Here is a 26,026-nt window from a genome sequence, read left to right as displayed (position 1 = left end):
CCCCCAACCCTACCGGCCCTTATGTACGGGAGTCAGTGCTCAGGCGACTCAACGGCCGCCGATGTGACGAGTTCCGTGAGCACACCGTGGCAGTCCTTGGGGTGCAGGAAGGTGATCCGCGACCCCATGGAACCACGTCGCGGCTCCTCGTACAGAACGCGTACGCCCTTGTCCCTGATGGTCTCGGAGTCCCCGTCGACATCCGCCGTACCGAAGGCGATGTGGTGCACGCCCTCGCCGTTCTTGGCCAGCCACTTGGCCACGGTGGAGTCCTCGCGGACGGGTTCGAGCAGCTGGAGGTAGGAGGCGCCGCCGTCGTCCGTGTTGTTGATCTTGAGCATGGCCTCTCGCACGCCCTGCTCTTCGTTGACCTCGGTGTGGAACACGGTGAAGCCGTACGTCGAGGTGTAGAACTCGACGGTCTTCTCCAGGTCGAAACAGGCGATTCCGATGTGGTCGATTCGCGTCAGCATGGAATCAGTCCAGCGCTCCGGGCGTGGTTACGCAACGTGCGCGCGATCACACTGACGGCCCGATGACGGGGTGCACTACCCCTCAGTACATTCGAAGTAAACCCTCGTTCACTCCTCGGCTGTGCAAGCCGGAAGGGGATCGCCGCTCATGTCTGGAACGAACAGCTCGACCTCCGTCATCGTCGCGGGTGCCCGCACCCCGATGGGGCGGTTGCTCGGCTCGCTGAAGTCTTTCTCCGGAGCCGACCTCGGCGGCTTCGCCATCAAGGCCGCCCTCGACCGTGCGGGGATCGGTGGCGACCAAGTGCAGTACGTGATCATGGGGCAGGTGCTCCAGGCCGGGGCGGGGCAGATCCCGGCGCGTCAGGCCGCGGTCAAGGCGGGCATCCCGATGAACGTCCCGGCCCTGACGATCAACAAGGTGTGTCTGTCGGGTCTGGACGCGATCGCGCTCGCCGACCAGCTGATCCGCGCGGGTGAGTTCGACGTGATCGTCGCGGGTGGCCAGGAGTCCATGACCAACGCCCCCCACCTGCTGCCGAACTCCCGCGAGGGGTTCAAGTACGGCGCCGTCGAGATGCTCGACGCGATGGCCTACGACGGCCTGACCGACTCCTTCGAGGGCGTCGCCATGGGCGAGTCCACCGAGCGTCACAACACCCGTCTGGGCATCGGCCGCAAGGAGCAGGACGAGATCGCCGCCCTGTCCCACCAGCGGGCCGCGGCCGCCCAGAAGAACGGCATCTTCGAGGCCGAGATCACCCCGGTGGAGGTGCCGCAGCGCAAGGGCGAGCCCGTCGTCTTCAGCAAGGACGAGGGCATCCGCGGCGACACGACGGTGGAGACGCTGGCGAAGCTGCGCCCGGCCTTCAGCAAGGACGGCACGATCACGGCCGGCTCCTCCTCGCAGATCTCGGACGGTGCGGCGGCCGTGGTCGTGATGAGCAAGGCCAAGGCGCAGGAGCTGGGCCTGGAGTGGATCGCCGAGATCGGCGCCCACGGCAATGTGGCGGGCCCGGACAACTCGCTCCAGTCGCAGCCGTCGAACGCGATCGTGCACGCGCTGAAGAAGGAGGGTCTGGAGGTCTCGGACCTCGACCTGATCGAGATCAACGAGGCGTTCGCGGCGGTTGCCGTGCAGTCAATGAAGGACCTGGGAGTTTCCAACGAAAAGGTGAACGTCCATGGCGGTGCGATTGCCCTGGGTCACCCGATCGGCATGTCCGGCGCCCGGATCGTCCTCCACCTCGCCCTGGAGCTGAAGCGCCGCGGCGGAGGCGTCGGCGCCGCCGCGCTGTGCGGTGGCGGCGGTCAGGGTGACGCGCTGATCGTGCGGGTACCCAAGGCCTGAGCGCACTCGATCCGACCTCTTTACGCGAGCACGTGAACGGAGCTGTGATGCAGGACGTCTCCTCGCTGGTGGCCCAGGCCAGGGAAGGCCGGCCGCGCGCCGTGGCCCGGCTGATCTCCCTGGTGGAGGGGGCGTCCCCGCAGCTCAGGGAGGTCATGGCGACACTGGCCCCGCTGACGGGCAACGCCTATGTCGTGGGCCTCACCGGTTCTCCGGGCGTCGGCAAGTCCACGTCCACGTCGGCGCTCGTGACGGCGTACCGCAAGCAGGGCAAGCGGGTCGGCGTGCTGGCCGTGGACCCGTCCTCGCCCTTCTCGGGCGGCGCGCTGCTCGGCGACCGGGTCCGGATGTCGGAGCATGCCTCCGACCCCGGCGTGTACATCCGCTCCATGGCCACGCGCGGCCATCTGGGGGGCCTCGCGTGGGCGGCCCCGCAGGCGATCCGGGTGCTGGACGCGGCGGGCTGCGACGTGGTCCTGGTGGAGACGGTGGGCGTGGGCCAGTCGGAGGTGGAGATCGCCTCCCAGGCGGACACCTCGGTCGTGCTGCTGGCCCCCGGGATGGGCGACGGCATCCAGGCCGCGAAGGCGGGCATCCTGGAGATCGGTGATGTGTACGTGGTCAACAAGGCCGACCGCGACGGTGCGGACGCGACCGCGCGCGAGCTGAACCACATGCTGGGGCTCGGGGAGGCGCGGGCTCCGGGCGACTGGCGCCCGCCGATCGTGAAGACGGTCGCGGCGCGCGGCGAGGGCGTCGACGAGGTCGTGGAGGCGCTGGAGAAGCACCGGGCGTGGATGGAGGAGCGGGGCGTGCTGGCGGAGCGCCGGCTGGCCCGCGCCGCCCACGAGGTCGAGACGATCGCGGTGACGGCCCTGCGGGAGCGGATCGGCGACCTGCACGGCGACCGCCGGCTCAGCGCGCTGGCCGAGCGGATAGTGGCGGGCGAGCTGGATCCCTACCGGGCGTCGGACGAACTGGTGGCGGGGCTGACGAACGGCTGACGGGCCGCGCCCGGGCCGGGGACCCGTGCGGGAATCCCGGGCCGGGGACTCGTGCGGGAAACCCGTCCCGCAAACCGTCCCGGGTGCCGGAAATCCCATGGCCCGCTCCGGCACCCGCTGATACCTTGATCCACGTGTTCCTCCTCTTGGCATAGGACCCGCCCCGGTCCGCGATCGGCATACGGCAGTCGGCCGTGACCCGTCGCGGCACTCAGGCGTCCCGTCCGTGCCTCACGCCGAGGAATTCCCGTGTCTGCGCCCTCTTCCGCGCGGCCTTCCTATGCCGCCGTTCTGCGTGTCCCGTATGCCCGCCGCACTTTCGTCGCCGCGCTGGCCGGCCGGCTGTCGTACGGGACGGTGCCCCTGGCCGTCATGCTGTCGCTGACCCGGGCGACCGGGTCCTACGCCCTGGCCGGTACCGTCATGGCGCTCTTCGGGGCCATGACGGTCCTCCTGTCGCCGCCGCGGGCGGCCCTCGTCGACCGCTACGGGCCGCGGCGGGCCCTGATACCGATGGCGCTGATCCATGCCGGGCTGCTGGCGGCGCTCGCCGCCGCGAGCCTGCGGTCCGGGGCGCCGCCGCTGCTGCTGGGTGCCCTGGCCGTCGCCGCGGGCGCCTTCCCGCCCCCTCTGGGTCCCACCATGCGCGCCGTGTGGAGCGAACTCGTCGACGACCCGCGGCTGCTGCGGCGTGCGTACGGTCTCGACGGGGTGGCCGAGGAGCTGCTGTTCGTGTCCGGCCCGCTGCTGGTGGGCGCGGTGGTGCGATGGGCTCCGCCCGCGGCCGCGGTGGCGCTCGGCGCGCTGCTGGTGGCTGCCGGGACGGTCGCCTTCGTCTCGTCCCCTGCGGTGGGCGGGGCGCGTCCCGAGGCCGGGAAGCCGGAACGTCCCACGGGAGGGTGTCGGCAGGGGCGGGTCCTGGCGGGGCCGGTGCTCGCGGCCGCCGGGGTGGGAATCGCGGTAGGCGCGCTCGAACTGCTGGTCCTGGCCTTCGCCGAGGAACGGCGCTACGGCGATGACGCCGCGGCGTGGGTGCTGGCGGCGCTGTCCGCGGGCAGCGCGCTCGGCGGTCTGGTGAACGGGGCGTTGGACTGGCGCACCAGCGCCCGGGTCCGGCTGCCGCTGCTCGCCGTGGCCCCCGGGGTGACGCTCGCCGTGGCGGGACTGGCCTCCGGCCTGGCGTTTCTCACCGTGACCGTGGTCTGCGCGGGCCTGTTCATCGCCCCGGCGCTGACGACGGCGTATCTGCTCGCGGACGAGTCGGCCTCGCCGGGCATGCGCACCCGTGCCGGGGCCTGGGTCAACATGGCGGTCAACGCGGGTGGTTCGGCCGGTTCGGCGGCGGTGGGGGCGCTGGTGGGCCGACTGCCGCTGGGGCTCTGCTTCGTGGTGTCCGGGGTGGTGACCTGTGCGGCGGCGCTGGCCGCCGTGCCCTTCGGGCGCCGCCGGGGGTGGTCGGCGGCGCCGCAGCAGTCGCCGGCCGCCCCCGCGGCACCGTGAGGCGAGGCGTGCGCCGGGGCAGCCCTACGGCTTACCCCGCTGCCCTCTGAGGTGTTCCGCGATCGGGCGCAGGGACTTGTGCAGCTGCTCCAGATCGTCCGGGGAGAGCAGATCGATGAAGTGCCTCCGCACGGCCCCCACATGGTGGGGCGCAACCTTCTTCATCGTTTCCATGCCGTGGTCCGTGAGGACGGCGAACAGGCCCCGTCGGTCGGACTCGCAGTTCTCGCGCCGTACCAGATTCGCGTTCTCCATGCGGGTGATCTGATGCGAGAGGCGACTCTTGGACTGGAGGGTGGCGGCGGCGAGGTCGCTCATGCGCATCCGCAAGCCCTCCGACTCCGAGAGGTTCACGAGGATCTCGTAGTCGTTCATCGTCAGGCCGAACGGCTGCAGGTCCCTTTCGAGTTGGTACGTCAACAGCCTGTTGACCTCCAGGTGGGTGCGCCAGGCGCACTGCTCCGCATCGGTCAGCCAGCGCGTGGCCGTCTCGGTCTCCATGAATGAAGTCTACCTAAAAGGTTGAAAGGCTAACTAGTGAGGGTGGTGTGACAGTGCGCACGCGTTCGACGTCACACTCCGCAGACTACCGCTCACAGCCCGAAGCGACGCTGGAGGTCCCCCAGCTGTCCGGGAAGGCGCGGTGTCCCCGGCTGTCCCTGATGACCGGGTACCCCTCCGCCGCCCGGTACGCCGGGCTCGTGTGGAACCGCTCCCGTGGCCTGCTCCGCCATCAGTGTCTCCGAGGACTGGAGCAGGACCGTACCCGCCCCGGCGAACTCGAACTGGTGCTCCTCCCCGGAGGCCCCGCCAACGCCCGTCAGTGCACGTAGACCGCCCCATACGCCCGTCAGGTACCCGTGGTCGTAGTGATGGCACGGGGACGGGCAGTCGGCCCAGCCGACCAGGGCCTGGGGGTCCACCCGGATCGGGGGTTCCATGAACACCACCGGGCCGTTGGACGCGGCCACGAACTTGCCGGTTCCGATCAGCGTCAGGAAGCCCGGAATGATCGATTGCTTGAGTGCGAGACTTGGCTGAAAAGCGAGCAGGTTGCCCGAGCGAATGGTCAGATTGCCGTCGTCCAGGTCGTAGGAATTCACATCGAAGGCCCGGTCGGCGAGGAGCATCTTGCCGGAGCCGTCGGCCACCACCCAGTCGCTCGCGTGCAGTGGCGAATGGAACGACGTACGGACCAGACGGTCGAGCCGGCCGTGCCCGATGCCGTTGAACTCGATCGAGCCGTAGTACGCGATCATCTTTCCCTTCTGCAGGAACCACTGGCTCCCCTTGAGCTCCACGCAGAAGGTGTATTTGTCGACGTTGTCGTCGGCCGGCAGCGTCATCGGGTCGTGCACGACGGGGCCGGCGCCCGGGTAGGTGGTCACAGCTTCTCCTCCGACGCCTGCACGTACACCGCACCACTGCCGCTCAGCTCCAGCTGGAACGCCTCGCCGGAGCCGCGGCCCACCATGTCGCGCCAGCCGAGCGCCGTGGACAGCTTGTTGCGTACGTCACCGTGGTGTGCGACATACGCCTGAGGGTCGACGTGGACCGGGCGCTGCGGGGTGATCGGCACCTCGAAGACGCCGCCGTGCGCCATCACGGCGACGGCGCCGTGCCCCGTGAGGGTGGTCGTGAACAGGCCCTGGCCCGTGACCTGGCCCCGCACCAGCCCCATGACACCGCCCTGTGCGCCCAGGAACACGGTGCCCTGCCGGAGAGTGCCCTCGAAGGCGAGCAGCCGGTCCGCCTCGACGTAGAGCGTGTCTCCCGTGAGGTTGATCACCTGAATGTGGTGGCCGCCGTGCCCGAAGAGCACCGTGCCGCTGCCCTCGACCGTCATCAGGGGTGTCGCCTCGTTCGCGACGCGGCGGCCGATCATCGACATGACGCCGCCCTGGCCGCCCTGGATGTTCGGGGTGAAGGACACCTCGCCCTTGTAGGCGAGCATCGCGCCCCGCTGGCTGTACAGCCGCTGTCCGGGCGTGACCGTCGCCTCGATCATCTTGGAGTTCACCTCGCGGAAGCCCATGTCAGAGGTCCCCCGCGATCGTGTTGCGCTCGCTGGGCTGGACATAGACCAGTCCGTCCCCCTCGAAGCGGATCTGGAAGGCCTCGCCGCCGCCCTCGCCGAGGAACGTGCGGAACGTCACGCCCGACTGGAACGACTGCCGCAGATTCCCCTGGTGCGCCACATACGCGCCCGGGTCGACGGTCAGCGGGTACTGCGCGCTCACCCGCAGCACCACCGCGGGGCCGTCCGACATGATCGCGGCCTGGCCGTGGCCCTCGACGGTCGTCGTGAACAGGCCGTTGCCCTGGGAGGCGCCGCGCAGGCCGGTGAACGACGTGCCGGTGCGCAGCCCGGCGTCCGTCGCGAGAAGGTTGCTCGACTCGACGTACAGCTTGTCCCCCTGGAGATTGACGAGGTTGATCTCGGAGGCCCGGTCAGCGAACCAGCAGGTTCCGTGTCCCTTCACCTCCATCACGGTCATCTGCTCGCCGGTGAGCCTGCGGGTCACCATTCCCCGGATCCCCTCGCCGCCGCCGGTGAGCTTCTTGAAGGCCATCTGTCCGTCGTACGCGACCATCGAGCCGTTCTTCGCCTTCACGGCGTCCCCGGTCATGTCGACGGCCAGCACCTTGCTGCCTTGGAGTCGGAACATCGCCACGGTGCGAAGGTAGCGGCCGGGCGGGTGGAGCGGACAGGGCCTGGGGGTGGACCGAACCCTGACCGGACCCCTAGGCGCAGGACCCGTCGCCGACACCCCGCCCCCGCTCCCGGCCCACTGCGCCCCTGATGTCACAATGGGGGCGCTTGTGCATGCGTTCACAAAGCGGCTGCGTCGTCAGTGAATCTCCCACCGAAGGTGACCCGTGGACATAAAGACCGCCACCGCCCTCCGCCGGCTCCGCCTGGTCTCGGCCCCCGAGGCCGTCTCCTTCCTGCTGCTGCTCGTCTGCTCGGTACTCAAGCGCACCACGGACTTCGACGCGGTGCCCATCATGGGTTCGATCCACGGCGTGCTCTTCATCCTGTACGTGATCTTCTGGGCGGACGCCTGGAACCGCACCAAGTGGTCCGTGAAGACCGCCGCCGTCTACTTCGTCCTCTCCGTGCTGCCGACCGGCGGCTTCTTCGCCGAGCGCAAACTGCGCCGTGAGGCCGAGGACGCCGTGATCGCCGCCCGCGCCCGCAAGGAAGGGATCGTGAACGCATGATCGTCGCCTTCTCCGTGACGCCCTTGGGTGTCGGCGAGGACGTGGGGGAGTACGTCGCCGAAGCCGTGCGGGTGGTGCGGGAGTCCGGTCTGCCGAACCGCACCGACGCGATGTTCACCTCCGTCGAGGGCGACTGGGACGCGGTGATGGACGTGGTGAAGCGCGCCGTGGCGGCGATCGAGGAGCGCGCTCCACGTGTGTCCCTGGTGCTGAAGGCGGACATCCGCCCGGGCGTGACGGACGGCCTGACCTCGAAGGTGGAGACGGTGGAGCGGCATCTCTCCGCCGGCTGAGGAACCCCCAGACGACGGAGAACCCCGGCCCGGGCGGCCGGGGTTTTCGCGTCCCGGCGGTTTGAGCGATCGCTCAAATCGCGGTACCGTCAGGCCAGTTGATTTGAGCAGTCGCTCAAACAGGGCCGTTGACATGGGGGATCGGCAATGGGGCTCTACGTGGAGGCGCACATACGGGGCGACCTCGACGAACTGTGGGCGCGGACGCAGGACCCCGCGCAGCACCAGCGCTGGGACGTCCGCTTCACCGAGATCGACTATCTGCCGGACGTGGAGGGCGAACCGCACCGCTTCCGGTACGCCACGCGCGTCCTGCCGTTCCTGACGGTCTCCGGGACGGGGGTGTCGGCCGGGGAGAAGACGCGTCCGGACGGGACGCGCACCTCCGCACTGCGGTTCTCCTCGCCGCACCCGCTGTCACTGATCGCCGAGGGCAGCGGCTACTGGCGGTACGTGCCCGACGGCGACGGTGTCCGCTTCCTCACCGGGTACGACTACCGGCCGCGCTGGGGCGCCTTCGGCTGCTTCGCCGACCGGCTGGTCCTCCGCCCCCTCATGGGCTGGGCGACGGCCTGGTCCTTCGACCGCCTCCGCCTGTGGGTGGAGCGGGGGGTGGCACCGGAGCGCGCGTTGGCGAACTGGTGTACGGAGCTGGCCGTCCGCGGCCTGGTCCTCACCGTCGCTTGCATCGGTCTGGGACTCGGCTCCTCCCTCCGTCTGCTCGGCTCCCTCGCGGCGACGACGGCGTATCTGTGCCCGCTGCTGCTGGCCCTCGCCATCTGCCTGGCCCTGTTCAAGGCACCGCTGGCCTGCACCCCGGCGGCGCGCCGCTGTCTGCGCACCCCGCCCACGCGGGTGCGCGCGCCGCGCCTCCTCGGGGCCCTGGAGCGGCTGTCATGACCTCGATCTTCCGTTCCGTCATGGGCGCCGACTTCGAGCGGCTGCACCCCCGGCTCCAGCACCGCTTCTCCGTGGGGACGGCGAGCGGTCAGGTGTGCACGGGGCGCGGGGTGATGGACCGCGTCTGGCACGGCAGGAGCTTGGTGAAGCCGTTCCTCGCGCTCGGCGGCACCCGCAACATCCTCGTCCCCCGTCAGGGCCGCGATGTGCCCTTCGTCATCGAGAACGTGCCCTACACCGACTCGTTCGGCCGCGAGACGGTGTCGTTCGTGCGTACCTTCCACTTCCCCGGGCGGGAGCGCCGGTTCGACGCCCAGATGGTGCTGAGCCCGAAGGGCGACCGCGTCCTGGACTACCTCGGAACCCATCAGCACCTGGCGAGCGAGCTGCACTTCCGTGCGGAGCCGGACGGATCGCTGCTGATCCGTTCCGGCGAGCACCGCTTCCGGGAGGGGCCGGTGGATGTGCGGGTGCCCGAACTGCTGGGCGCCGAGGCGGAGGTGCGGGAGTCGTTCGACGAGTCGACCGGACGCTTCCGGATCCGGGTGCGCGTGGTGAACCGGTACCTCGGGCCGCTGTTCGGCTACGAGGGGCAGTTCACCGTGACCTACGCGGACGTCGGTGTGTGCGGGGTGCGGCCCGGGCTGCGGCCCGTCCGGGAGGAGGCGCGGGCGTGAGCGAGGCGACGAAGGTGAAGCTGCTGGAGGGGGCGTTGCGGACGCTCACCGAGCAGGGGATCGCCAAGACGTCGGCGCGCACCGTCGCGGCGACCGCGGGCGTCAACCAGGCACTGGTCTTCTACCACTTCGGCTCGGTGGACGAGCTGCTGGCGGCCGCGTGCCGCTACGGCACGGAGCAGCGGGTGGCGCGCTACCGGGAGCGGCTCGACGGGATCGGCACCCTCGGGGAACTCCTCGCGTTCGGCCGCGAGGTGCACGAGGAGGAGAAGGCGGCGGGGCATGTGGCGGTGCTGGGCCAGCTGCTGGCCGGTGCCCAGACCCATCCCCGGCTCGCGCCGGCCACGGCGGCGGGGCTCGACCTGTGGATCGCGGAGATCGAGCGCGTGCTGGTACGGGTGCTTGCGGCGACACCGGTCGGCGAGTTCGCGGACCCGGCCGGCCTCGCCCGCGCGGTGTCCGCGTCCTTCGTCGGCATCGAGCTGTACGAGGGCGTGGACGCGGCGGGGGCACGCGAGGCCCTGACCGCCCTGGACCAGCTCGCCTCCTTGGTGGCAGCACTGGACGACCTCGGCCCGGTCGCACAGCGGGCGGTACGTCATGCCCTACGGCGGGCCTCGCGCGGATAGAGCGGTGTGCGTGCGGGGCGTGCGCGCGGCGCACGCCGGCTGCGCCTGCCGTAAGTGGGGCAGCAGCGCCAGACCCCCGCGGGGTCGCGCTTCCCGCGCAGGGCCGCACCTCTCGCGCTGAGGACGGTGCCTGCCGTGGGAGGGACCCACGCCTGCCGGACGCGGGGCGGCTGCTCGTCGCAGGGGCGTCTCCCACCTCGGGCAGCGTCTTCCGCCCGATGGGGCCGTGCCGGCCGGGCTGGGCCGCAGCGCCTGCCCGGCGCAGGGCCGGCAGGGCCGTGCCTCCCGGGCTGTGGCGCGCCGTGCCCCCGTCGGGACGCGCCGCCCACATGTGGGGTCGGGGCTTCCGCGCAGAGCCGCGCGTCTGGCGCTGAGGGCTACGCCTGGCGTGCGTGGCGTCCGGGGCCGTGCCGGTCGGGTGCGGGCGCCTGCCCGGTGCGGGGCGGCGCTTGTCGGGAGTCGGGCTGCGTTGCCCTCCCGGCAGGGCCGGTCTCTCCGCCCGTGGGGTCGCGCTTTCCGCGCAGGGCCACGTCTCGTGTTGCGGACGCTGCCGGTCGCCTCTCTCGCGCCGCGGTGCCTGCCGCGCGGTGGGGTCGTGCCGGTCGGGCGCGGGGCGGTGCCTGCCCGGCAGGGCGGTGCGTGGGGCTGCGTCTCCCGGACCGTGGAGTGCCCCGCGGCCGGTGGGTGTGCTGTCGCTGGGAGGCTGACTGGGCAGCCTCCCGGGCGGGGCTCAGCGTTGCTGTTCCAGGTACTCCTTGAAGTGCTCCAGGTCACCGCGGACCTGGCGTTCGATCGCGTTGGCCTGGGCGAAGCCCTTCGGCCCGCCGAAGGCTTCCCTGACGACGCCGGGGTCGTACTCCAGCCGCGCCTGGACGCGGGTGTGGCCCTGGTCGATCGGCTGGAGCGAGAACGACCCCGCCAGCCGGGGATCGCCCGTGGTGCGCCACTCCATCACGCGTCGGTCGCCGTGGTCGGAGACCTCGGCCTCGAACGACCGGGACCGGCCGCCCGCCTCCACGTCCAGGTGCGCCCGGCCGCCCGCCTCCGCACGGGCGTCGCGCACCCCGTCCAGGAAGCGCGGATAATCCTCCACGTCGTGCAGCCTCTCCCAGGCCGCGTCGATCGGGACCGCGATGTCGACGTGTTCCTCGAGGGTGCTCATGGCTCACCTCCACGTTCGGCCCGCGCACGGGGCCCTCTGTCTCCAGTGTGCGCCCGGTGCCCAAGGGCCGACCGAAGGGCGAGACGGGGCTGACCACCATGTGACCGGCCGGTAAGGTCGGTGGCGTGCCGAAGCCGCTCAGCCTGTCCTTCGATCCCATCGCCCGCGCCGACGAACACTGGAAGCAGCGGTGGGGAAACGTGCCGTCCATGGCCGCCATCACCTCGATCATGCGGGCGCAGCAGATTCTGCTCGCCGAGCTCGACGCGGTCGTGAAACCGTACGGATTGACCTTCGCGCGGTACGAGGCCCTGGTGCTGCTGACCTTCTCCAAGGCGGGCGAGCTGCCCATGTCCAAGATCGGCGAGCGGCTCATGGTCCACCCCACGTCCGTCACCAACACCGTCGACCGTCTGGTGAGGTCCGGCCTGGTCGCCAAGCGGCCCAACCCCAACGACGGCCGCGGCACCCTCGCCTCCATCACCGACAAGGGCCGCGAGGTCTGCGACGCCGCCACCCGTGAGCTGATGGCGATGGACTTCGGGCTCGGCACGTACGACGCCGAGGAGTGCGCCGAGATCTTCGCGATCCTGCGCCCGCTGCGCGTCGCCGCGGGCGACTTCGCCGGCGAGTAGCGGGCGGCCGGGCGTCCCGGGGGCACCCGAAGACCGCCCGATACGTGCCGTTACGCTCGTAGCCATGAAAAAGAGCGTGCTGACCCGCTACCGCGTCATGGCCTACGTCACCGGCGTGCTGCTGGTCCTGCTGACCCTCGGCGTCATCGCCAAGTACGTGCTCGACGTGAACGGTGCCGCGGACTTCACCCGTGTCGTCGGCATCGCCCACGGCTGGCTGTACGTCATCTACCTGGTCTTCGCCTTCGACCTGGGCTCCAAGGCCAAGTGGCCGGTCGGCAAGCAGCTGTGGGTGCTGCTGGCGGGAACCATCCCCACCGCCGCCTTCTTCGTGGAGCGCAAGGTCACGCACGAGCTCGAGGCGCGGGCCGCGGAGGACGCCCCCGCGGTCGCCAAGGCGTAGCGGATACCGCCGTACGGAAGCCGTACGGCGGTCTGCCATCGACATTTACTTGGACGTCCTAGTAAATTCGTAGGTATGGACGCTGACGCCATCGAGGAGGGCCGCCGACGCTGGCAGGCCCGCTATGACGCCTCACGCACGCGCGAGGCCGACTTCACCACGCTCTCCGGCGACCCCGTGGAGCCGGTGTACGGGCCGCGGGCCCATGACACGTACGAGGGCTTCGAGCGGATCGGCTGGCCCGGCGAGTACCCCTTCACCCGCGGTCTGTACCCGACCGGCTACCGAGGGCGTACGTGGACCATCCGGCAGTTCGCCGGCTTCGGCAACGCCGAGCAGACGAACGAGCGCTACAAGATGATCCTGGACGCCGGTGGCGGCGGCCTGAGCGTCGCCTTCGACATGCCCACCCTCATGGGCCGCGACTCCGACGACCCGCGCTCGATCGGCGAGGTCGGGCACTGCGGGGTCGCGATCGACTCGGCCGCGGACATGGAGGTCCTGTTCAAGGACATCCCGCTGGGCGATGTCACGACCTCGATGACGATCAGCGGTCCGGCCGTCCCCGTCTTCTGCATGTACCTCGTGGCCGCCGAGCGGCAGGGCGTCGACCCCGCCGTGCTGAACGGGACGCTCCAGACCGACATCTTCAAGGAGTACATCGCGCAGAAGGAGTGGCTCTTCCAGCCCGAGCCGCATCTGCGCCTCATCGGCGACCTCATGGAGTACTGCGCGGCTGGCATCCCCGCCTACAAGCCGCTGTCCGTCTCCGGCTACCACATCCGCGAGGCCGGAGCGACGGCCGCGCAGGAGCTGGCGTACACGCTGGCGGACGGGTTCGGCTACGTGGAGCTCGGTCTCAGCCGCGGCCTCGACGTCGACGTCTTCGCCCCCGGTCTGTCCTTCTTCTTCGACGCGCACGTCGATTTCTTCGAGGAGATCGCCAAGTTCCGGGCCGCGCGCCGCATCTGGGCGCGGTGGATGCGGGACGTGTACGGGGCGAAGACCGCCAAGGCGCAGTGGCTGCGCTTCCACACCCAGACGGCCGGGGTCTCGCTGACCGCGCAGCAGCCCTACAACAACGTCGTCCGTACGGCGGTGGAGGCGCTGGCGGCGGTGCTGGGCGGAACCAACTCGCTGCACACCAACGCGCTGGACGAGACGCTGGCGCTGCCCAGCGAGCAGGCCGCGGAGATCGCGCTGCGCACCCAGCAGGTGCTCATGGAGGAGACCGGCGTCGGCAACGTCGCCGATCCGCTGGGCGGTTCCTGGTACGTCGAGCAGCTGACGGACCGGATCGAGGCGGACGCCGAGAAGATCTTCGAGCAGATCAAGGAACGGGGGCTGCGGGCGCACCCCGACGGGCAGCACCCCATCGGGCCGATGACCTCCGGCATCCTGCGAGGCATCGAGGACGGCTGGTTCACGGGCGAGATCGCCGAGTCCGCGTTCCGGTACCAGCAGGCACTGGAGAAGGGCGACAAGAAGGTGGTGGGCGTGAACGTCCACACCGGATCGGTCACCGGGGACCTGGAGATCCTGCGGGTCAGCCACGAGGTGGAGCGCGAGCAGGTGCGGGTGCTGGGCGAGCGGAAGACCGGGCGGGACGACGCGGCGGTGCGCTCGGCGCTGGACGCGATGCTGGCCGCCGCGCGCGACGGCTCCAACATGATCGAGCCGATGCTGAACGCCGTACGCGCGGAGGCGACGCTCGGCGAGATCTGCGGGGCGCTGCGCGACGAGTGGGGGATCTACACCGAGCCCGCAGGGTTCTGACCTGCGCGTTCCAGGACGATGACCTCGTAGCCGGATCCGACCACCAGCTCGTCCGCCGGGCCGAAGGCCACCGCATGGGCGGGGTGCGGCAGGACGTGCTGGTGGACGAGCCGGGTCGTGGTCAGATCCCAGAGGCTCAGGACGTTGCCGCCGACGGCAGCCGCCGTCGGCACGCCGTCCAGCACCGTGCACGCAAGGTCGTGGGCCCACGCAAGCCGCGTATCCATGGCGGATCGCAGGGAGAACGTCGACATGTCCCAGATCTGGACTCCCTTGTGGTTCGTGGCCAGCAACGCGACCGGCACGCCTCCGACGGTCGTGCAGGCGATCGCGACCACGTAGTCGTCGCATCCCTCGAACGACCCCAGGTGGCTCATGGTGGTGAGGTCCCACACCTGGACGCAGGGCTCCGCGGCCCGGCCGGCATTACGGGGGTCTTCGTCTCTGCCCGCGATCACCGCGGTGGGCCGACCCCCCACCGTCGTGCACGCCAGGGCCGTCACTTTGGGGAAGGCCGCCGCCAGCGGGCCACTGCCGTCGAGGACTTCGAGCGAGGAGGCATTGCGGACCACCAGGCCGTCGGGTGTCGGTGAACGATAGGCGAACTCGGAACCGATGAGTAGCGCGGGCACCCCCTCGACCCTGCTCGTGGCGACATAGTTCCAATGCCGGCCCTGGTCCACCGCGGTCGAGACCTCCTCGCAACGGGGGAGGGACCACAGCCGCACCGAGTCGTCGTGGCCGCTTGTGACCGCCACGGGGACCCCGTCGAGGACGGTGTGGGCGACGGACATGATGCGCTCGCTGTGACCTGTGCCGATGCCCAGTGCCGCGCCGGTGCCCAGATGCCAGGACCGGACCGACAGGCCTCCGCCGCTCACGGCGATCGGCATCCCGTCCGCCACGAGGCACGTCAGTGCGTAGACCTGGCTCGTGTGGCCGGTCGTATCGGGGGCGGTCTCCTCGGGCAGGTCCCACAGACGCAGCGTGCCGTCGCTGCTGGACGAGACGATCACGGGGGATCCCTCCACGACCGTGGTGGACAGGGCATGCACCCACTGGTCGTGGCCGCTCAGTCGCCCGAGGAGGGCACCGCTTTGGGCTTCACAGAGATGGATCATTCCGTCCGCGTGACCTACGACGACGACATCGCCGCTCCGGCGCGGGACGACCGCGACGGCGGTGACCCAGCTGCCGTGGGCGGGGAAGAGACTGCGCACGTTCCCCGTGGCGGGATCCCAGTGGAGCAGGCCGTCCTGTTCGTCACCCAGAAATCCGGTGAAATGCCCGTTCACCGTGCCGGCCCAGTGGACAGTGGCATCCGCGGCACCCGTGTCGGGGACCCTGCGCAGGTCGCCGGTCAGCAGATTCCAGGCCAGAGCCGGTCGCTTCCCACTGGTCACGATGGCGTGGGCGGTTCCGCCCAGCTCCGTGCAGCCGATCATGGCGTTGACGCTGAGCGTCCCCGGCGAGGTGTCCACCTGCCGTATCAGTTCGCCCGTGCGCAGATTCCACAGCCACGCCGTGCCGTTGAAGCCGTAGCCGGCCACGGCCGGTACGCCGTCCAGCACGGCAGGGGCCAGGGAGACGGCGTAGTCGGGATAGGTCTTGTTGTCGGCAGAGGTTGAGATGACCCGTCCTCCGCCGGAGCGGCGTCGCTCCCGTTCCCCGGCGGGCTGCGGCACGCCGAAACGGAGCCTGGTCGTTCCCTCGGCGATGTCCCAGACCCGTAGCTCGCCCTCCGTGTCGGCCGTCACGGCCACCGGCACACCGTCCACTTCGGTGCAGCACAGTGCCGACACGTCCCCTCGATGCCCGTTCCAGGAGGAGTGGAGGGACTCGGTCCGGAGGTCCCACAGCCATACGGCCTGTGCGGGACCGGAGGTCGCGAGCAGCGGAACTCCTTCGACCGTCAGGCAGTCCATGACGGAGAAGCTGCCGCTGTGACTGTCCATCGTGGCCCGTAGCGCATTGCTTGTCTGGGCCTTGGTCGCCCAGCGCGGTGCCCATTTCCGGCCCCGACTCAGGGCCTGCCGGTGTTCCTCTTCGCCGAACCGTGAGGCGTCGATGGCGAGGAGCTGCGCCCGCTGCTCGCTGGAGCAGCCCTTGTGCAGATGGGCCGAGGCCCGGTACATGGCGCAGACTCGTCTGACCGCGGGATCGGCGCTTCCGTCCATGGCGGAGAGCAGGGCGTCCGGTTCGGCGTGCGGGAGAAAGAAGGAATCCTCCAGCACTCTTGCCAGTTCGCCGGCCGCCGCCGCGTGTCCCGCCAGGTGCCGCAGGATGTACGGGTGCGCACGAGCCCAGTCGCGCTCCCCGCCCCAGCGGTGCGGGACCGCCACCAGCAGGGTCTCCGTGAGGCGCCGCTGGTTCTCGGTGTCGCGGCGCGGGTTGCGCAGGTGCTCCGCCAGGGCCTCGTGGTACAGCCGGAAGACCGACCGCTCATCACCGCAGGGCACCTCCACGACGTAGGCCCCGGCATACCGGAACAGCCACTCGATGTCGTCGTCGGAGCACGGTACCCCCGACAGCGCCGTCGCCAGCGACGCCCACAGCGAGTCCCAGGGCAGCCCGTCCCCTTCCGCGTACGCGAGCGGAGCGAGAAGACGCCTGACCTTGGCCTCGTCCGTGCCGTAGCGCGCCAGGTACGCGTCGAAGGCCTGCCCCGCCTCCGTCGGCAGCCGCTTTTGCCAGTCCGGGTCGGTGAGGTCGACCGTCAGATCGCCGTGCGCCACCGCCCGCACGGTCATCCTGGCGACCAGGAAGGACTGCCCGGCCCGTGCGGCCACGGCGGCCGCGATCGTTCTCAGGGTGCCGGCCGCGTACCCGCGCCCGGACAGACCCGATGCCCGCAGAAAGCCGTACGCGTACTCCTCGACGTCCACCTGCCGGGAGTAGCCCTCGGTGTCCAGATCGATGACCTCCACCGCGCTGCCCAGCGCGGGCAGTGTCTCCCGACGGGTGCCCACGATCAGCCGCAGACGGGGCAACGTGGTGAGAGGACGCAGCAGTTCACGGGCGATGCGCAGTGGCTCGGTGCCGCTCACACCGGTTCCGGCCTCGTCCAGGGCGTCGATGAGGACCGTGTGCGAGGTCGTGCGGTCGGCGAGCTCGGCGAGCAGCTGGTGCGGGGTGTCCGCGTCGATGTCCACGGCCGCGGCCAGCCGGCTCGTGAGCGATTCGAGGTTCGTACCGCGTGCGTGGATCGCGGTGGTGACACACCCGGCCGGCGGCACCATGTACTCCGGAGTGGAGGAGCGTGCCGTCGCGTCAGGATCGGACAGTGCCAGCAGGCGGCCCAGTAACGCGGACTTGCCGGACCCGGGACTTCCCGTGACCACGCGGGCCCGGCCGTCGTGCTGCGGTTCGCGCAGCCATCCGGCGAGGGTGGCCAGGGCCTGGTGCCGTCCGGTGAAGAAGTCGCCCTTTTCGCTGGCGTATTCGACCCCGCGGCTTCGCGGATCGAAGTGCGCGGTCCACTCGCGAGCGGTCTGCACGTCCACCAGGGACGGGGACAAGTCCGGCCGGTGGTCGGGGTTCGGGAAGAACGGCGGCGGCGTGCGCACCTCCGCGGCATGGCAGCGGGCGCTCTGATGGGGGTGATGCTCGTGCAGATAAGCGTCGATGCGGTTGGTGATGTCCAGGAAGTCCAGATGGGGCTGGCGCATTCCGGCCCGGCTGTGGCGGACGGCTTCCTCCAGGGCCGAGACGAAGGCGTGATCCACGGCCTCCTCCCGGGCCCGCGCCGAGGCGAGAAGCCACAGACCGTCACTGTCGTCTCCTCGCAGCGCCGTCAAGTCGAGTGCGGCCGCGCCCATTTCGGCGGTGCCGGCGCCGGCATGACAGGTGTCGAGGATCAGCAGGGCATGCCCGACGGGTGAAGCGGTGACGATACCGGCGAGGTCGCTCGACCGGATCGCCGTGCCCTGAGGACGCTCGATGCGGCTGCCCCCGCACATGAGGTAGTGGTCGCGCCGCCGAGGGTGCCTCATGCCGTGCCCCGCGTAATAGACGACGAGCACGTCCCGGTCGGAGCGGTCCGGGTGCTCCAGCCAGTCCTCCAACTCGCCGAGCAGATGCTGTGAGCGGGGCGCGGAGCTCAGATGCGGCAGGATCCGTGTGTAGCCGAAGCCCTCGAACAGGGCTGCGACACGTTCGACGTCCTCGTCGACCCCCGGGAGTTCCATGAGGTGAGGGTCGTCGGGGTAGTGCCGGGTGCCCGCCACGAGGATGTGGCGGCGGAACCCCGGTTCGCGGTGCGGTGCCTCGCCGGTGCCGTTCACCGCGCCAGGCCGCCCGCGATCGCCGTACCCGTCTCCACCGCGGTCAGATATGCCGTCATCTCGTGCATGGTCGTCCCGTTGTGCACCAGGTGGTCCACGACTCGGGGGCCGAAGCGCGGGGCGAGTTCATGGACGAGGGCGACGATGTCGGAGGCGTCGGCGACGTTGTGCCAGTGCCCCACGGCCCTCGGCCAGACGCCTGTGCCATCGGCAGGTGCCGGGTCGAGACGGTCGAAGGCGAGATGGCGGATGCCCAGCGGGGAACCGAGCGTCACCAGTGTCAGCGGCTGTTGTGCGGTCAGGGAGCACAGGGCCTCGTAGGCGACAACCGAGCCCAGCGAGTGGGCGACCACGACACGGGTGTCCGGGGCGATGAGTTCGAGGACCCGCGAGCGTGCCTCCTTGCGGAGAGCCGGTTCCTCGAAGTACCGGCGGAACTGCTTGAGCGCGGCGATCAGGAACGTGTCCGAGACCGACCTGAAGAAGCGGGTGCGGGTCAGCGCGTCCAGTGCCCGCCGAACGGCGGCGATCCGTAAGGGCCGCGAGGCCGCGTAGCCGAGCACGCCGCGTCCGGAGTCCTGTGGGCCGAGGACCGCGGGGTCACGTCGGGAAGCCTCCTGCCACCAGGCGAGAAGCAGATCGGTCTCCAGCCCCTCGGCGACGTCCTCCGCCTCGTACTGGAGTGCTCCGCCACGGGCGCCGGGCCGTCGGAACAGGTCCCCGTAGCCCGCGCACAGGACGTCGTCCGGCGTCAGGGGGGTGATGTGCGCCGAGAGTTCGCCGTCTCCCCGCAGTGCGAGGTTCACCCCGCCCGTGAGGGCCGGAGCCAGTGAGGTGTGCAGCGTCTCTCCGGTTTCCAGATGCTTGCCGACCCCATGCACCACTACGACACGTGCCACTCTCGCCCCCGCACCCTCCTCGACGAACCGCCCGATCACCATAGGTCCACGGCGCCGCGGTCGTGGCGGGATTCACCGGACCGAGGGCGACCCGGGCCCGTTCCGGCGCGGGGTGCCGGGTCGCGCGGGGTCAGGTGCCGGCCGCGGCGAGGCCGCCGAGCACGATCGCGGCGAAGCGTCGCGCCCAGTCCTCGTCGACGGGCTCGGCGCTGACCAGGGTGCGGTGGACCACCGCACCCGCGACCACGTCGAAGATCAGGTCGGCCGTGCGCGAGGCGGCTTCCGGGTCTGTCTCGGGGGGCAGCTCGCCGCGTTGCGCGGCGCGTGCCCGGCCCTCGACGACCAGGCACTTCTGGCGGTCGACGATCGAGGCGCGGATGCGTTCGCGCAACGCCTCGTCCCGGGTCGACTCCGCCACCACCGCCATCAGGCCGCTCTTCGCCTCCGGGCGGTCCAGGATCGCCGCGAACTGCAGCACCACTCCCTCGATGTCCGCGGCGAGGCTGCCCCGGTCGGGCAGCTCCAGCTCGTCGAACAGGGCCGCCACCGCGTCCACCACCAGCTCGTTCTTGCCCGCCCAGCGGCGGTACAGGGTCGTCTTCGCGACTCCCGCGCGGGTCGCGACATCCCCCAGCGTGAGCTTCGACCAGCCCAGCTCGACGAGTGCTTCCCGGGTCGCCGCCAGGATCGCGGCGTCCGCGGCGGCGCTGCGAGGGCGCCCGGTGCGGGCGGCGGACGTGCGGCTCTCCATGTCAGTGACCTTATCCGGCGTTGTGTTCCCGCCAATATCCGTGCGTTGTGTGAACTCGTGAGGGAGATCACCGGTGTACTGGTCACAGAGACCCCCGCGGACAGTTACGCTACGACTCGTAGCGAAAGCGCGTCCAAGTGGCGCGCCGATGAGCGACGACCACGTGCGCCGGGTGGGGACCCGGCGCGGACCACGACCGGCCCGGTACGGCTTTCACAGCGCTTTTCACAGCGGCGTTTCGGAGGGGGGAGGATGTACTCATGCAGCCACGGAACATGTCCATGAGCGGAGTCGTCGACCTCGCCGCGGTGAAGGCCGCCCAGGAGGCCAAGACGAAGGCGGAGCAGGCGCGCGCCGAAGCGGCCCGGCAGGGCGGGGGAGGGGCGGTCTCCCCGGCCGACCTCGTCATCGACGTCGACGAGGCGGGGTTCGAGCGTGACGTCCTTCAGCGCTCCACCGAGGTGCCGGTCGTCATCGACTTCTGGGCCGAGTGGTGCCAGCCCTGCAAGCAGCTGAGCCCGGTCCTGGAGCGGCTGGCCCGCGAGTACAACGGCCGCTTCGTCCTCGCCAAGATCGACGTCGACGCCAACCAGATGCTGATGCAGCAGTTCGGCGTCCAGGGGATCCCGGCGGTCTTCGCCGTCGTCGCCGGTCAGGCGCTTCCCCTCTTCCAGGGTGCCGCCCCCGAGCAGCAGATCCGGGCGACCCTCGACCAGCTGGTCCAGGTCGCCGAGCAGCGCTTCGGCCTGACCGGTCTGGCCGTCGACCCCGACGCCGAGCCGGGCGAGACCCCGGTGGCCGCCGAGGTGCCGGCGGGTCCCTACGACGCACTGCTCGAAGCGGCGGTGCAGGCCCTGGACGCGGGCGATCTGGGCGGTGCGATCCAGGCCTACAAGAACGTGCTGAGCGACGACCCGGGCAACACGGAGGCCAAGCTGGGGCTCGTCCAGGCCGAGTTGCTCAAGCGGGTGCAGGATCTGGACCCGCAGCAGGTGCGCAAGGAGGCCGCGGAGAAGCCCGCCGACGTGCCGGCGCAGATCGCCGCGGCGGACCTGGATCTCGTGGGCGGACACGTGGAGGACGCGTTCGGGCGGCTCATCGACACCGTGCGCCGTACGGCGGGGGAGGACCGGGACGCCGCGCGGCTGCGGCTGCTGGAGCTCTTCGAGGTGGTCGGCGCCGAGGACCCGCGTGTGACCGCGGCGCGACGGGCACTCGCGAGAGCCTTGTTCTGACCAGTCGTTAAACGCCCGGCCATGTGATGCCCGGGTGAAAGATTCGCCGCCAGAGGCGCACAGCGGCCGCGCTTTACCAAATCTTGGTAATCGCGGCCGCTGTTACTGCGAGTAAGTCGCACCCCTTTTTCTGTCGGGTTCTGTCCGTACTTCAACCGTTTCGTCATCTCCTTTTGTGGCACTCAGAGTCGCCGGACGAGACCAGGAGGTCGTTGTTCGGTTATCCGGCCGTTACTAGTGAGTAACGAACCCCCTTGCGGGGGCGGCGAGAATGCACCACGATCGGCCACGCTCGGTCCATCGCCGTACCCGACAACCAGCCGGGGCAACGGGTTTCTCGTGGGTCCCCACCGAGCAGGAGCCGGCGGCAGTGGCGTCGGCTCCTGGACAGGGGGGTCTCCGCTGCGGCGGAGCCTGTCCGGCAGGTTGTGCGTGATGCGTGTCAGGCGCGACCAGTGGTTGTCGCTCGGGGGTGATCGCCGGTGATTCGGGCGCAGTTCGCGCCGCCGAGCGCAGGCGCTCTCCTTCCCGAGGACGTAGCACTTCTCCCATCCCTGCCCGGCTGAGCCGCCGAGAGGTAGCGAGCTGGGGCCAGGAGATGTACGTCCGAGAAGGAGGAAATATGGAGTCCCAGGTGCGTGGCGGGACCAGATGGAAGCGGTTCGCTGTGGTCATGGTGCCCAGCGTTGCCGCGACGGCAGCGATAGGTGTGGCCCTGGCGCAGGGTGCTCTGGCCGCTTCGTTCAGCGTGTCGGGCCAGCAGTTCAAGGTGACCGCCACCCAGCTCGAGGGCTGGGGCTTCGAGCAGTACGGAGCGGTCGACAGCGGCTACACGCTCGACGGCAAGAAGACGGCTCACCCCGTCGCCGTCTCGGCGTTCAAGAAGGCCGAGATCACGGACCTGTGCCAGTCCGTGGTCACCCCGATCCCGGTGCTCGGTGACGTCACGCTGACGCTGACGGCCGGCGGGGCGGGCCACCCCAAGGTCGAGGCGCAGAACATCTACATCGATGTCAACGACCTCAAGGCCGACGCCAGGTTCGACGACATCGACATCGGTGTGGCCGCCGGCGACACGGGTGCCGACAAGGGTGGCAAGGGCCCGGGCATGAAGGGCGGCGGCGAGCAGTCCAACCCGTACGGATTCGCCCAGCAGGCGAAGCACGCGGTGCTGAGCGACGTCGACCAGCACGCCTGGGCGACCACGGCAGGCACCTTCACGCTGAGCGGGCTCAACATGAGCCTGTCGAAGGGCGCCAACGAGTGCCAGGTCAAGCACTGAGTACTCGGTGACGGGCGGGGGAGCCGACGGCGCCCCCGCCCGTTCCACCTTCAACCGCTCCTTCACACACCCCCCACACCCCTCGCACCACCACCCACAGCAACGCTGCACCAGGGAGCTGTTTTCCATGAGCGCCGAGACTTCTGCTGCCGAGCCCGGTCAGTTCACCCACCGGAGGCTGCAGTTCCGCGTCTGGCGGGGCGCGAGGCCGTTCTGGGCCGGACTGTTCGTCCTGCTTGGTGGCTTCCCGATCCTCTACTTCCCGTACGCGCACCTGCAGCTCGGTCACCTGACGCTGGCCATGGCCACCACCGGGGGCGCCGGTTCCCTGATCATCGGTGTGCTGCTGATAGTCCTCGGCATCAGCCTCTGGTTCCAGAAGCACGTCCGCACGTTCGCGGGTGTCGCGGCGATCCTGCTGGCGCTGGTCTCCCTCCCCGTGTCCAACTTCGGCGGCTTTGTCGTGGGCTTCCTGTTCTCCCTGATCGGCGGAGCCATGGCCGTGTCCTGGGCGCCGGGCGTGCCGCCCGCGGAGCAGCCGGTGCAGGCGGCGGGTGACGGCGATGCCCCCGAGGCTGTCCCGGGCGGGGTGAACGAGCCGCAGGACCTGACCAAGACGACCCCGGTCAACGGGACGAACGGGAGGCACAGTGCCGGCTGACGAGGTGACCCACGGGACGGACGTGGACGCGTCCCGTGCGAGAACCGGGCCGCGCCACGCGGCCCCCAGGAAGCCGCTGTTCACCAGGTTCCACGTGCCGGCAGGCAAGGCGATAGCGCTGGCGGCGATGCCGACGGCGGTCCTCATGGGGATGGGGCTGACGCCGACGCTCGCGCGCGCCGACGACCACCCGTCGTCGAAGACCTTGACGGCCGACGAGTACCAGAAGTGTGTCGAGGTCCTGGACAAGTCCAAGGACTCGAAGGACTCCAAGGACGCGTCGGCCACGCCGTCGCCGTCCGCCTCGGCGAGCACGTCGAAGCCCGCCGACACGGCGGAGCCGGAGCCCTCGGCCTCCTCGGACAAGGCGTCGGACAAGACGTCCGAGAGCACGTCGGGCAAGCCCTCTTCGTCGGATTCAGGTTCCGACGACAAGGCCGCGCCCGCACCGTCCGCGTCCTCCGCGAGCGGCTCCGGTACGTCGTCGGGCGGCGGCTCCACGCCCAGCCCGTCGGCCTCCGCGAGCCATGGGGGTTTGCTGGACGGCATCGGCAGCGCCCTCAAGGACGTCCTCACGCCCGGCGGCACCTCGTCGGGAAGCGAGGCTGCGAGCTCCACGCCGTCGCCGTCCGCCTCGGCGTCCGCGACCCAGGACACCAAGGACACCACGGGAACCAAGGACAGCAGCGGCACGTCCGAGTCGTCCTCCGTCACCAAGACGGCGGAGAAGGTCACCGACACGGTCAAGGACACCGTGAAGGACACGACGGACACGGCGACGAAGGCGGCGTCCGAGGCCACCAAGGCGGCCGACGACGCGGTGAAGGCGGCGGAGTCCGCGACTCCGAGTCCGTCCGCGAGTTCCAGTCCCCCCGCGGACTGCGTCGCGGCCACCGACGACGAGGGCGGCGTCGAGAAGACCCTGGCGCTGCCCGACAAGCCCTGGCACCTCGAGGCCAGCTCGCTGCTGCTCAACGGCGCCGACTACCAGGGCATCGTCAAGGTGCGCACCGCCAACGGCACCGTCAAGAGGGTCCTGAAGTACGTCATCTCCAACGGCACCGACATCGGTGATCTGCATCAGCTCGTCGACGGCCAGAAGGGCGAGACGTACCACGTCCAGGCCGCCAAGGGCTCGAAGTCGACCATCCGTGACGGCAAGACGGTGATGTACACCGAGAGCATCTCCGGCAATCTGCTGGGCCTGATCCCGGTCACGTTCAGCCCGGACAACCCGCCGCCGCTGAACATCCCGATCATCTACTTCACCAACGTGAAGGTCACCCAGGCCGGCCAGTTCGGCGGCACGCTGACCGTTCCCGGCATGCACCAGTACATCACCGGCGCGAGCTGAGCACCTCTCAAGACCATTCCGGGAGCCGCAAGAGACGAGGGCGCCCCCTGTCACAGGGGGCGCCCTCGTCGTCGTGCCGTTGGCGGGACGTCAGCGGCGGCCGTCCTCGCCCAGGTGGTGGACGCGGACCATGTTCGTGGTGCCGGGGACGCCGGGCGGGGAGCCGGCGGTGATGACCACGATGTCGCCGTCGTTGAACCGCTTGAGCCGTACCAGGTGATGGTCGACCAGGTCGACCATCTCGTCGGTGCTGTTCACGAACGGCACGACGTGCGACTCCACGCCCCAGCTCAGCGTCAGCTGGTTGCGGGTGGACTCGTCCGTGGTGAATGCCAGGATCGGCTGGCAGGCCCGGTAGCGGGACAGCCGGCGGGCGGTGTCGCCGGACTTGGTGAAGGCCACCAGGCCCTTGCCGCCCAGGAAGTCCGCGATCTCGGCCGCCGCACGCGCCATCGAACCGCCCTGCGTCCGCGGCTTCTTGCCCGGGACCAGCGGCTGGAGACCCTTGGAGAGCAGCTCCTCCTCGGCGGCCTGGACGATCTTCGACATCGTCTTGACCGTCTCGACCGGGTACGCGCCGACGCTGGACTCGGCCGACAGCATGACCGCGTCGGTGCCGTCGAGGATGGCGTTGGCCACGTCGGAGGCCTCGGCGCGGGTCGGACGGGAGTTGGTGATCATCGACTCCATCATCTGGGTCGCCACGATCACCGGCTTGGCGTTGCGGCGGCACAGCTCGATGAGCCGCTTCTGCACCATCGGGACCTTCTCGAGCGGGTATTCGACGGCCAGGTCGCCGCGGGCGACCATCACACCGTCGAACGCCATCACGACGTCCTCCATGTTCGCCACCGCCTGCGGCTTCTCCACCTTGGCGATGACCGGGACGCGGCGTCCCTCCTCGTCCATGATGCGGTGGACGTCCTTGACGTCGTTGGCGTCCCGCACGAAGGAGAGCGCGACCATGTCGCAGCCCATGCGCAGCGCGAACCGCAGGTCGTCGATGTCCTTCTCGGACAGCGCCGGGACGTTCACCGCCGCGCCGGGCAGGTTGATGCCCTTGTGGTCGGAGATGACGCCGCCCTCGATGACGATCGTCTTGACCCGGGGGCCCTCGACGTTCACGACCCGCAGCTCGACGTTGCCGTCGTTGATCAGGATCTGGTCGCCCTTGGAGACGTCGCCCGGCAGGCCCTTGTAGGTGGTGCCGCAGATCGACTTGTCGCCCGGCACGTCCTCCGTGGTGATGGTGAACTCGTCACCGCGCACCAGCTCGACGGGACCCTCCGCGAAGGTCTCCAGGCGGATCTTCGGGCCCTGAAGGTCGGCGAGGACGCCGATGGCCCTGCCGGTCTCGGCCGAGGCGGCACGGACGCGGTCGTACCGGCCCTGGTGCTCTACGTGGGTGCCGTGGCTGAAGTTGAAGCGGGCCACATTCATGCCGGCTTCGATCAGCGCGACGAGCATTTCGTGGGAGTCGACCGCGGGGCCGAGAGTACAGACGATTTTCGAACGGCGCATGGGGCGATCCTA

The 26,026-nt window shown here is 70.2% G+C and carries 25 protein-coding genes; 15 read left to right on the top strand and 10 right to left on the bottom strand.

The window, feature by feature from the left end; genetic code table 11:
- Positions 1–32: 32 nt before the first annotated feature.
- Positions 33–473 carry a methylmalonyl-CoA epimerase gene (gene mce, locus ABZ876_RS00205; protein WP_361772137.1) on the bottom strand — a complete coding sequence of 147 codons (441 nt, stop codon included), beginning with the start codon at positions 471–473 and terminating at the stop codon, positions 33–35.
- A 148-nt stretch (positions 474–621) separates the two neighbouring features.
- On the opposite strand from mce, the gene ABZ876_RS00200 reads away from it, so the two are divergent.
- The 3 genes from ABZ876_RS00200 to ABZ876_RS00190 all read left to right on the top strand — a co-directional run bounded on the left by ABZ876_RS00200 (position 622) and on the right by ABZ876_RS00190 (position 4,328).
- On the top strand, positions 622–1,824 hold the full coding sequence (locus ABZ876_RS00200) for an acetyl-CoA C-acetyltransferase (protein ID WP_361772135.1): 1,203 nt from the start codon (positions 622–624) through the stop codon (positions 1,822–1,824).
- Between the two features lie 47 nt (positions 1,825–1,871).
- Complete coding sequence (gene meaB / locus ABZ876_RS00195; RefSeq protein WP_361772133.1) at positions 1,872–2,828, top strand: methylmalonyl Co-A mutase-associated GTPase MeaB; 957 nt, start codon at positions 1,872–1,874, stop codon at positions 2,826–2,828.
- Between the two features lie 249 nt (positions 2,829–3,077).
- A complete protein-coding gene (locus tag ABZ876_RS00190; RefSeq protein WP_361772131.1) occupies positions 3,078–4,328 on the top strand; it encodes an MFS transporter in 1,251 nt (416 codons plus the stop codon).
- Positions 4,329–4,352: 24 nt separating this feature from the next.
- On the opposite strand, the gene ABZ876_RS00185 is transcribed toward ABZ876_RS00190, so the two are convergent.
- The 4 genes from ABZ876_RS00185 to ABZ876_RS00170 form a co-directional block, all read right to left on the bottom strand.
- Positions 4,353–4,829, bottom strand: a complete 477-nt coding sequence (locus ABZ876_RS00185; RefSeq protein WP_361772129.1) for a MarR family transcriptional regulator — start codon at positions 4,827–4,829, stop codon at positions 4,353–4,355.
- Between the two features lie 92 nt (positions 4,830–4,921).
- On the bottom strand, positions 4,922–5,716 hold the full coding sequence (locus ABZ876_RS00180; RefSeq protein WP_361772127.1) for an AIM24 family protein: 795 nt from the start codon (positions 5,714–5,716) through the stop codon (positions 4,922–4,924).
- Entirely contained in the window at positions 5,713–6,363 is a 651-nt protein-coding gene (locus ABZ876_RS00175; RefSeq protein WP_361772125.1) for an AIM24 family protein, read from the bottom strand. The genes ABZ876_RS00180 and ABZ876_RS00175 overlap by 4 nt, the downstream gene beginning before the upstream one ends.
- 1 nt (position 6,364) lies before the next feature.
- Positions 6,365–6,997, bottom strand: a complete 633-nt coding sequence (locus ABZ876_RS00170; RefSeq protein WP_234514336.1) for an AIM24 family protein — start codon at positions 6,995–6,997, stop codon at positions 6,365–6,367.
- Between the two features lie 211 nt (positions 6,998–7,208).
- Between ABZ876_RS00170 and ABZ876_RS00165 the strand changes: the two genes are divergently transcribed.
- The 5 genes from ABZ876_RS00165 to ABZ876_RS00145 all read left to right on the top strand — a co-directional run bounded on the left by ABZ876_RS00165 (position 7,209) and on the right by ABZ876_RS00145 (position 10,052).
- On the top strand, positions 7,209–7,553 hold the full coding sequence (locus ABZ876_RS00165) for a DUF3817 domain-containing protein (protein ID WP_361772123.1): 345 nt from the start codon (positions 7,209–7,211) through the stop codon (positions 7,551–7,553).
- Entirely contained in the window at positions 7,550–7,846 is a 297-nt protein-coding gene (locus ABZ876_RS00160; RefSeq protein WP_361772121.1) for an MTH1187 family thiamine-binding protein, read from the top strand. The genes ABZ876_RS00165 and ABZ876_RS00160 overlap by 4 nt, the downstream gene beginning before the upstream one ends.
- A gap of 147 nt (positions 7,847–7,993) precedes the next feature.
- Complete coding sequence (locus ABZ876_RS00155) at positions 7,994–8,746, top strand: hypothetical protein (RefSeq protein WP_361772119.1); 753 nt, start codon at positions 7,994–7,996, stop codon at positions 8,744–8,746.
- Entirely contained in the window at positions 8,743–9,423 is a 681-nt protein-coding gene (locus ABZ876_RS00150) for a DUF4166 domain-containing protein (RefSeq protein ID WP_361772117.1), read from the top strand. The genes ABZ876_RS00155 and ABZ876_RS00150 overlap by 4 nt, the downstream gene beginning before the upstream one ends.
- A complete protein-coding gene (locus ABZ876_RS00145; RefSeq protein ID WP_361772115.1) occupies positions 9,420–10,052 on the top strand; it encodes a TetR/AcrR family transcriptional regulator in 633 nt (210 codons plus the stop codon). The genes ABZ876_RS00150 and ABZ876_RS00145 overlap by 4 nt, the downstream gene beginning before the upstream one ends.
- Before the next feature lie 730 nt (positions 10,053–10,782).
- On the opposite strand, the gene ABZ876_RS00140 is transcribed toward ABZ876_RS00145, so the two are convergent.
- Complete coding sequence (locus ABZ876_RS00140) at positions 10,783–11,214, bottom strand: SRPBCC family protein (protein WP_361772113.1); 432 nt, start codon at positions 11,212–11,214, stop codon at positions 10,783–10,785.
- Positions 11,215–11,339: 125 nt separating this feature from the next.
- On the opposite strand from ABZ876_RS00140, the gene ABZ876_RS00135 reads away from it, so the two are divergent.
- From ABZ876_RS00135 to ABZ876_RS00125, 3 genes are all read left to right on the top strand, one after another.
- Complete coding sequence (locus tag ABZ876_RS00135) at positions 11,340–11,849, top strand: MarR family transcriptional regulator (RefSeq protein ID WP_361772111.1); 510 nt, start codon at positions 11,340–11,342, stop codon at positions 11,847–11,849.
- Between the two features lie 64 nt (positions 11,850–11,913).
- Positions 11,914–12,252 carry a DUF3817 domain-containing protein gene (locus ABZ876_RS00130; protein WP_361772109.1) on the top strand — a complete coding sequence of 113 codons (339 nt, stop codon included), beginning with the start codon at positions 11,914–11,916 and terminating at the stop codon, positions 12,250–12,252.
- 75 nt (positions 12,253–12,327) lie between these two features.
- Positions 12,328–14,028 carry a methylmalonyl-CoA mutase family protein gene (locus ABZ876_RS00125; protein WP_361772107.1) on the top strand — a complete coding sequence of 567 codons (1,701 nt, stop codon included), beginning with the start codon at positions 12,328–12,330 and terminating at the stop codon, positions 14,026–14,028.
- Here ABZ876_RS00125 and ABZ876_RS00120 read toward each other — a convergent pair.
- From ABZ876_RS00120 to ABZ876_RS00110, 3 genes are all read right to left on the bottom strand, one after another.
- Positions 14,004–18,311: a caspase family protein gene (locus ABZ876_RS00120; RefSeq protein ID WP_361772105.1), complete on the bottom strand. Its 4,308-nt coding sequence runs from the start codon at positions 18,309–18,311 to the stop codon at positions 14,004–14,006. The two genes, ABZ876_RS00125 and ABZ876_RS00120, sit on opposite strands and share 25 nt — an antisense overlap.
- Complete coding sequence (locus tag ABZ876_RS00115; protein ID WP_361772103.1) at positions 18,308–19,210, bottom strand: antibiotic ABC transporter ATP-binding protein; 903 nt, start codon at positions 19,208–19,210, stop codon at positions 18,308–18,310. Before ABZ876_RS00115 ends, ABZ876_RS00120 begins: the two co-directional genes overlap by 4 nt.
- A 130-nt stretch (positions 19,211–19,340) precedes the next feature.
- Positions 19,341–19,961, bottom strand: a complete 621-nt coding sequence (locus ABZ876_RS00110; protein ID WP_361772101.1) for a TetR/AcrR family transcriptional regulator — start codon at positions 19,959–19,961, stop codon at positions 19,341–19,343.
- Positions 19,962–20,221: 260 nt separating this feature from the next.
- Here ABZ876_RS00110 and ABZ876_RS00105 point away from each other — a divergent pair, with 260 nt between their 5' ends.
- The 4 genes from ABZ876_RS00105 (at position 20,222) to ABZ876_RS00090 (ending at position 24,493) form a co-directional block, all read left to right on the top strand.
- On the top strand, positions 20,222–21,196 hold the full coding sequence (locus tag ABZ876_RS00105; protein WP_361772099.1) for a tetratricopeptide repeat protein: 975 nt from the start codon (positions 20,222–20,224) through the stop codon (positions 21,194–21,196).
- A gap of 622 nt (positions 21,197–21,818) precedes the next feature.
- Positions 21,819–22,478 carry a DUF6230 family protein gene (locus tag ABZ876_RS00100; RefSeq protein WP_361772097.1) on the top strand — a complete coding sequence of 220 codons (660 nt, stop codon included), beginning with the start codon at positions 21,819–21,821 and terminating at the stop codon, positions 22,476–22,478.
- Positions 22,479–22,605: 127 nt separating this feature from the next.
- On the top strand, positions 22,606–23,139 hold the full coding sequence (locus ABZ876_RS00095) for a DUF6114 domain-containing protein (protein ID WP_361772095.1): 534 nt from the start codon (positions 22,606–22,608) through the stop codon (positions 23,137–23,139).
- Entirely contained in the window at positions 23,129–24,493 is a 1,365-nt protein-coding gene (locus ABZ876_RS00090) for a hypothetical protein (protein WP_361772093.1), read from the top strand. Before ABZ876_RS00095 ends, ABZ876_RS00090 begins: the two co-directional genes overlap by 11 nt.
- 90 nt (positions 24,494–24,583) lie before the next feature.
- On the opposite strand, the gene pyk is transcribed toward ABZ876_RS00090, so the two are convergent.
- Positions 24,584–26,014, bottom strand: coding sequence for a pyruvate kinase (pyk, locus tag ABZ876_RS00085; RefSeq protein ID WP_361772091.1), 1,431 nt, complete (start codon positions 26,012–26,014; stop codon positions 24,584–24,586).
- Positions 26,015–26,026: the final 12 nt, after the last annotated feature.

Source organism: Streptomyces sp. NPDC046931, assembly GCF_040644655.1.
Lineage (GTDB): Bacteria > Actinomycetota > Actinomycetes > Streptomycetales > Streptomycetaceae > Streptomyces.
This window is presented reverse-complemented; position numbering and strand designations above follow the sequence as displayed.

Coding starts and splice junctions, on each gene's coding strand:
- meaB (WP_361772133.1), top strand. CDS start 1,872: ATGCAGGACGTCTCCTCGCTGGTGGCCCAGGCCAGGGAAGGCCGGCCG.
- ABZ876_RS00125 (WP_361772107.1), top strand. CDS start 12,328: ATGGACGCTGACGCCATCGAGGAGGGCCGCCGACGCTGGCAGGCCCGC.
- mce (WP_361772137.1), bottom strand. CDS start 473: ATGCTGACGCGAATCGACCACATCGGAATCGCCTGTTTCGACCTGGAG.
- ABZ876_RS00140 (WP_361772113.1), bottom strand. CDS start 11,214: ATGAGCACCCTCGAGGAACACGTCGACATCGCGGTCCCGATCGACGCG.
- ABZ876_RS00185 (WP_361772129.1), bottom strand. CDS start 4,829: ATGGAGACCGAGACGGCCACGCGCTGGCTGACCGATGCGGAGCAGTGC.
- ABZ876_RS00155 (WP_361772119.1), top strand. CDS start 7,994: ATGGGGCTCTACGTGGAGGCGCACATACGGGGCGACCTCGACGAACTG.
- ABZ876_RS00105 (WP_361772099.1), top strand. CDS start 20,222: ATGCAGCCACGGAACATGTCCATGAGCGGAGTCGTCGACCTCGCCGCG.
- ABZ876_RS00175 (WP_361772125.1), bottom strand. CDS start 6,363: ATGGGCTTCCGCGAGGTGAACTCCAAGATGATCGAGGCGACGGTCACG.
- ABZ876_RS00100 (WP_361772097.1), top strand. CDS start 21,819: ATGGAGTCCCAGGTGCGTGGCGGGACCAGATGGAAGCGGTTCGCTGTG.
- pyk (WP_361772091.1), bottom strand. CDS start 26,014: ATGCGCCGTTCGAAAATCGTCTGTACTCTCGGCCCCGCGGTCGACTCC.
- ABZ876_RS00110 (WP_361772101.1), bottom strand. CDS start 19,961: ATGGAGAGCCGCACGTCCGCCGCCCGCACCGGGCGCCCTCGCAGCGCC.
- ABZ876_RS00130 (WP_361772109.1), top strand. CDS start 11,914: ATGAAAAAGAGCGTGCTGACCCGCTACCGCGTCATGGCCTACGTCACC.
- ABZ876_RS00150 (WP_361772117.1), top strand. CDS start 8,743: ATGACCTCGATCTTCCGTTCCGTCATGGGCGCCGACTTCGAGCGGCTG.
- ABZ876_RS00095 (WP_361772095.1), top strand. CDS start 22,606: ATGAGCGCCGAGACTTCTGCTGCCGAGCCCGGTCAGTTCACCCACCGG.
- ABZ876_RS00160 (WP_361772121.1), top strand. CDS start 7,550: ATGATCGTCGCCTTCTCCGTGACGCCCTTGGGTGTCGGCGAGGACGTG.
- ABZ876_RS00170 (WP_234514336.1), bottom strand. CDS start 6,997: ATGTTCCGACTCCAAGGCAGCAAGGTGCTGGCCGTCGACATGACCGGG.
- ABZ876_RS00200 (WP_361772135.1), top strand. CDS start 622: ATGTCTGGAACGAACAGCTCGACCTCCGTCATCGTCGCGGGTGCCCGC.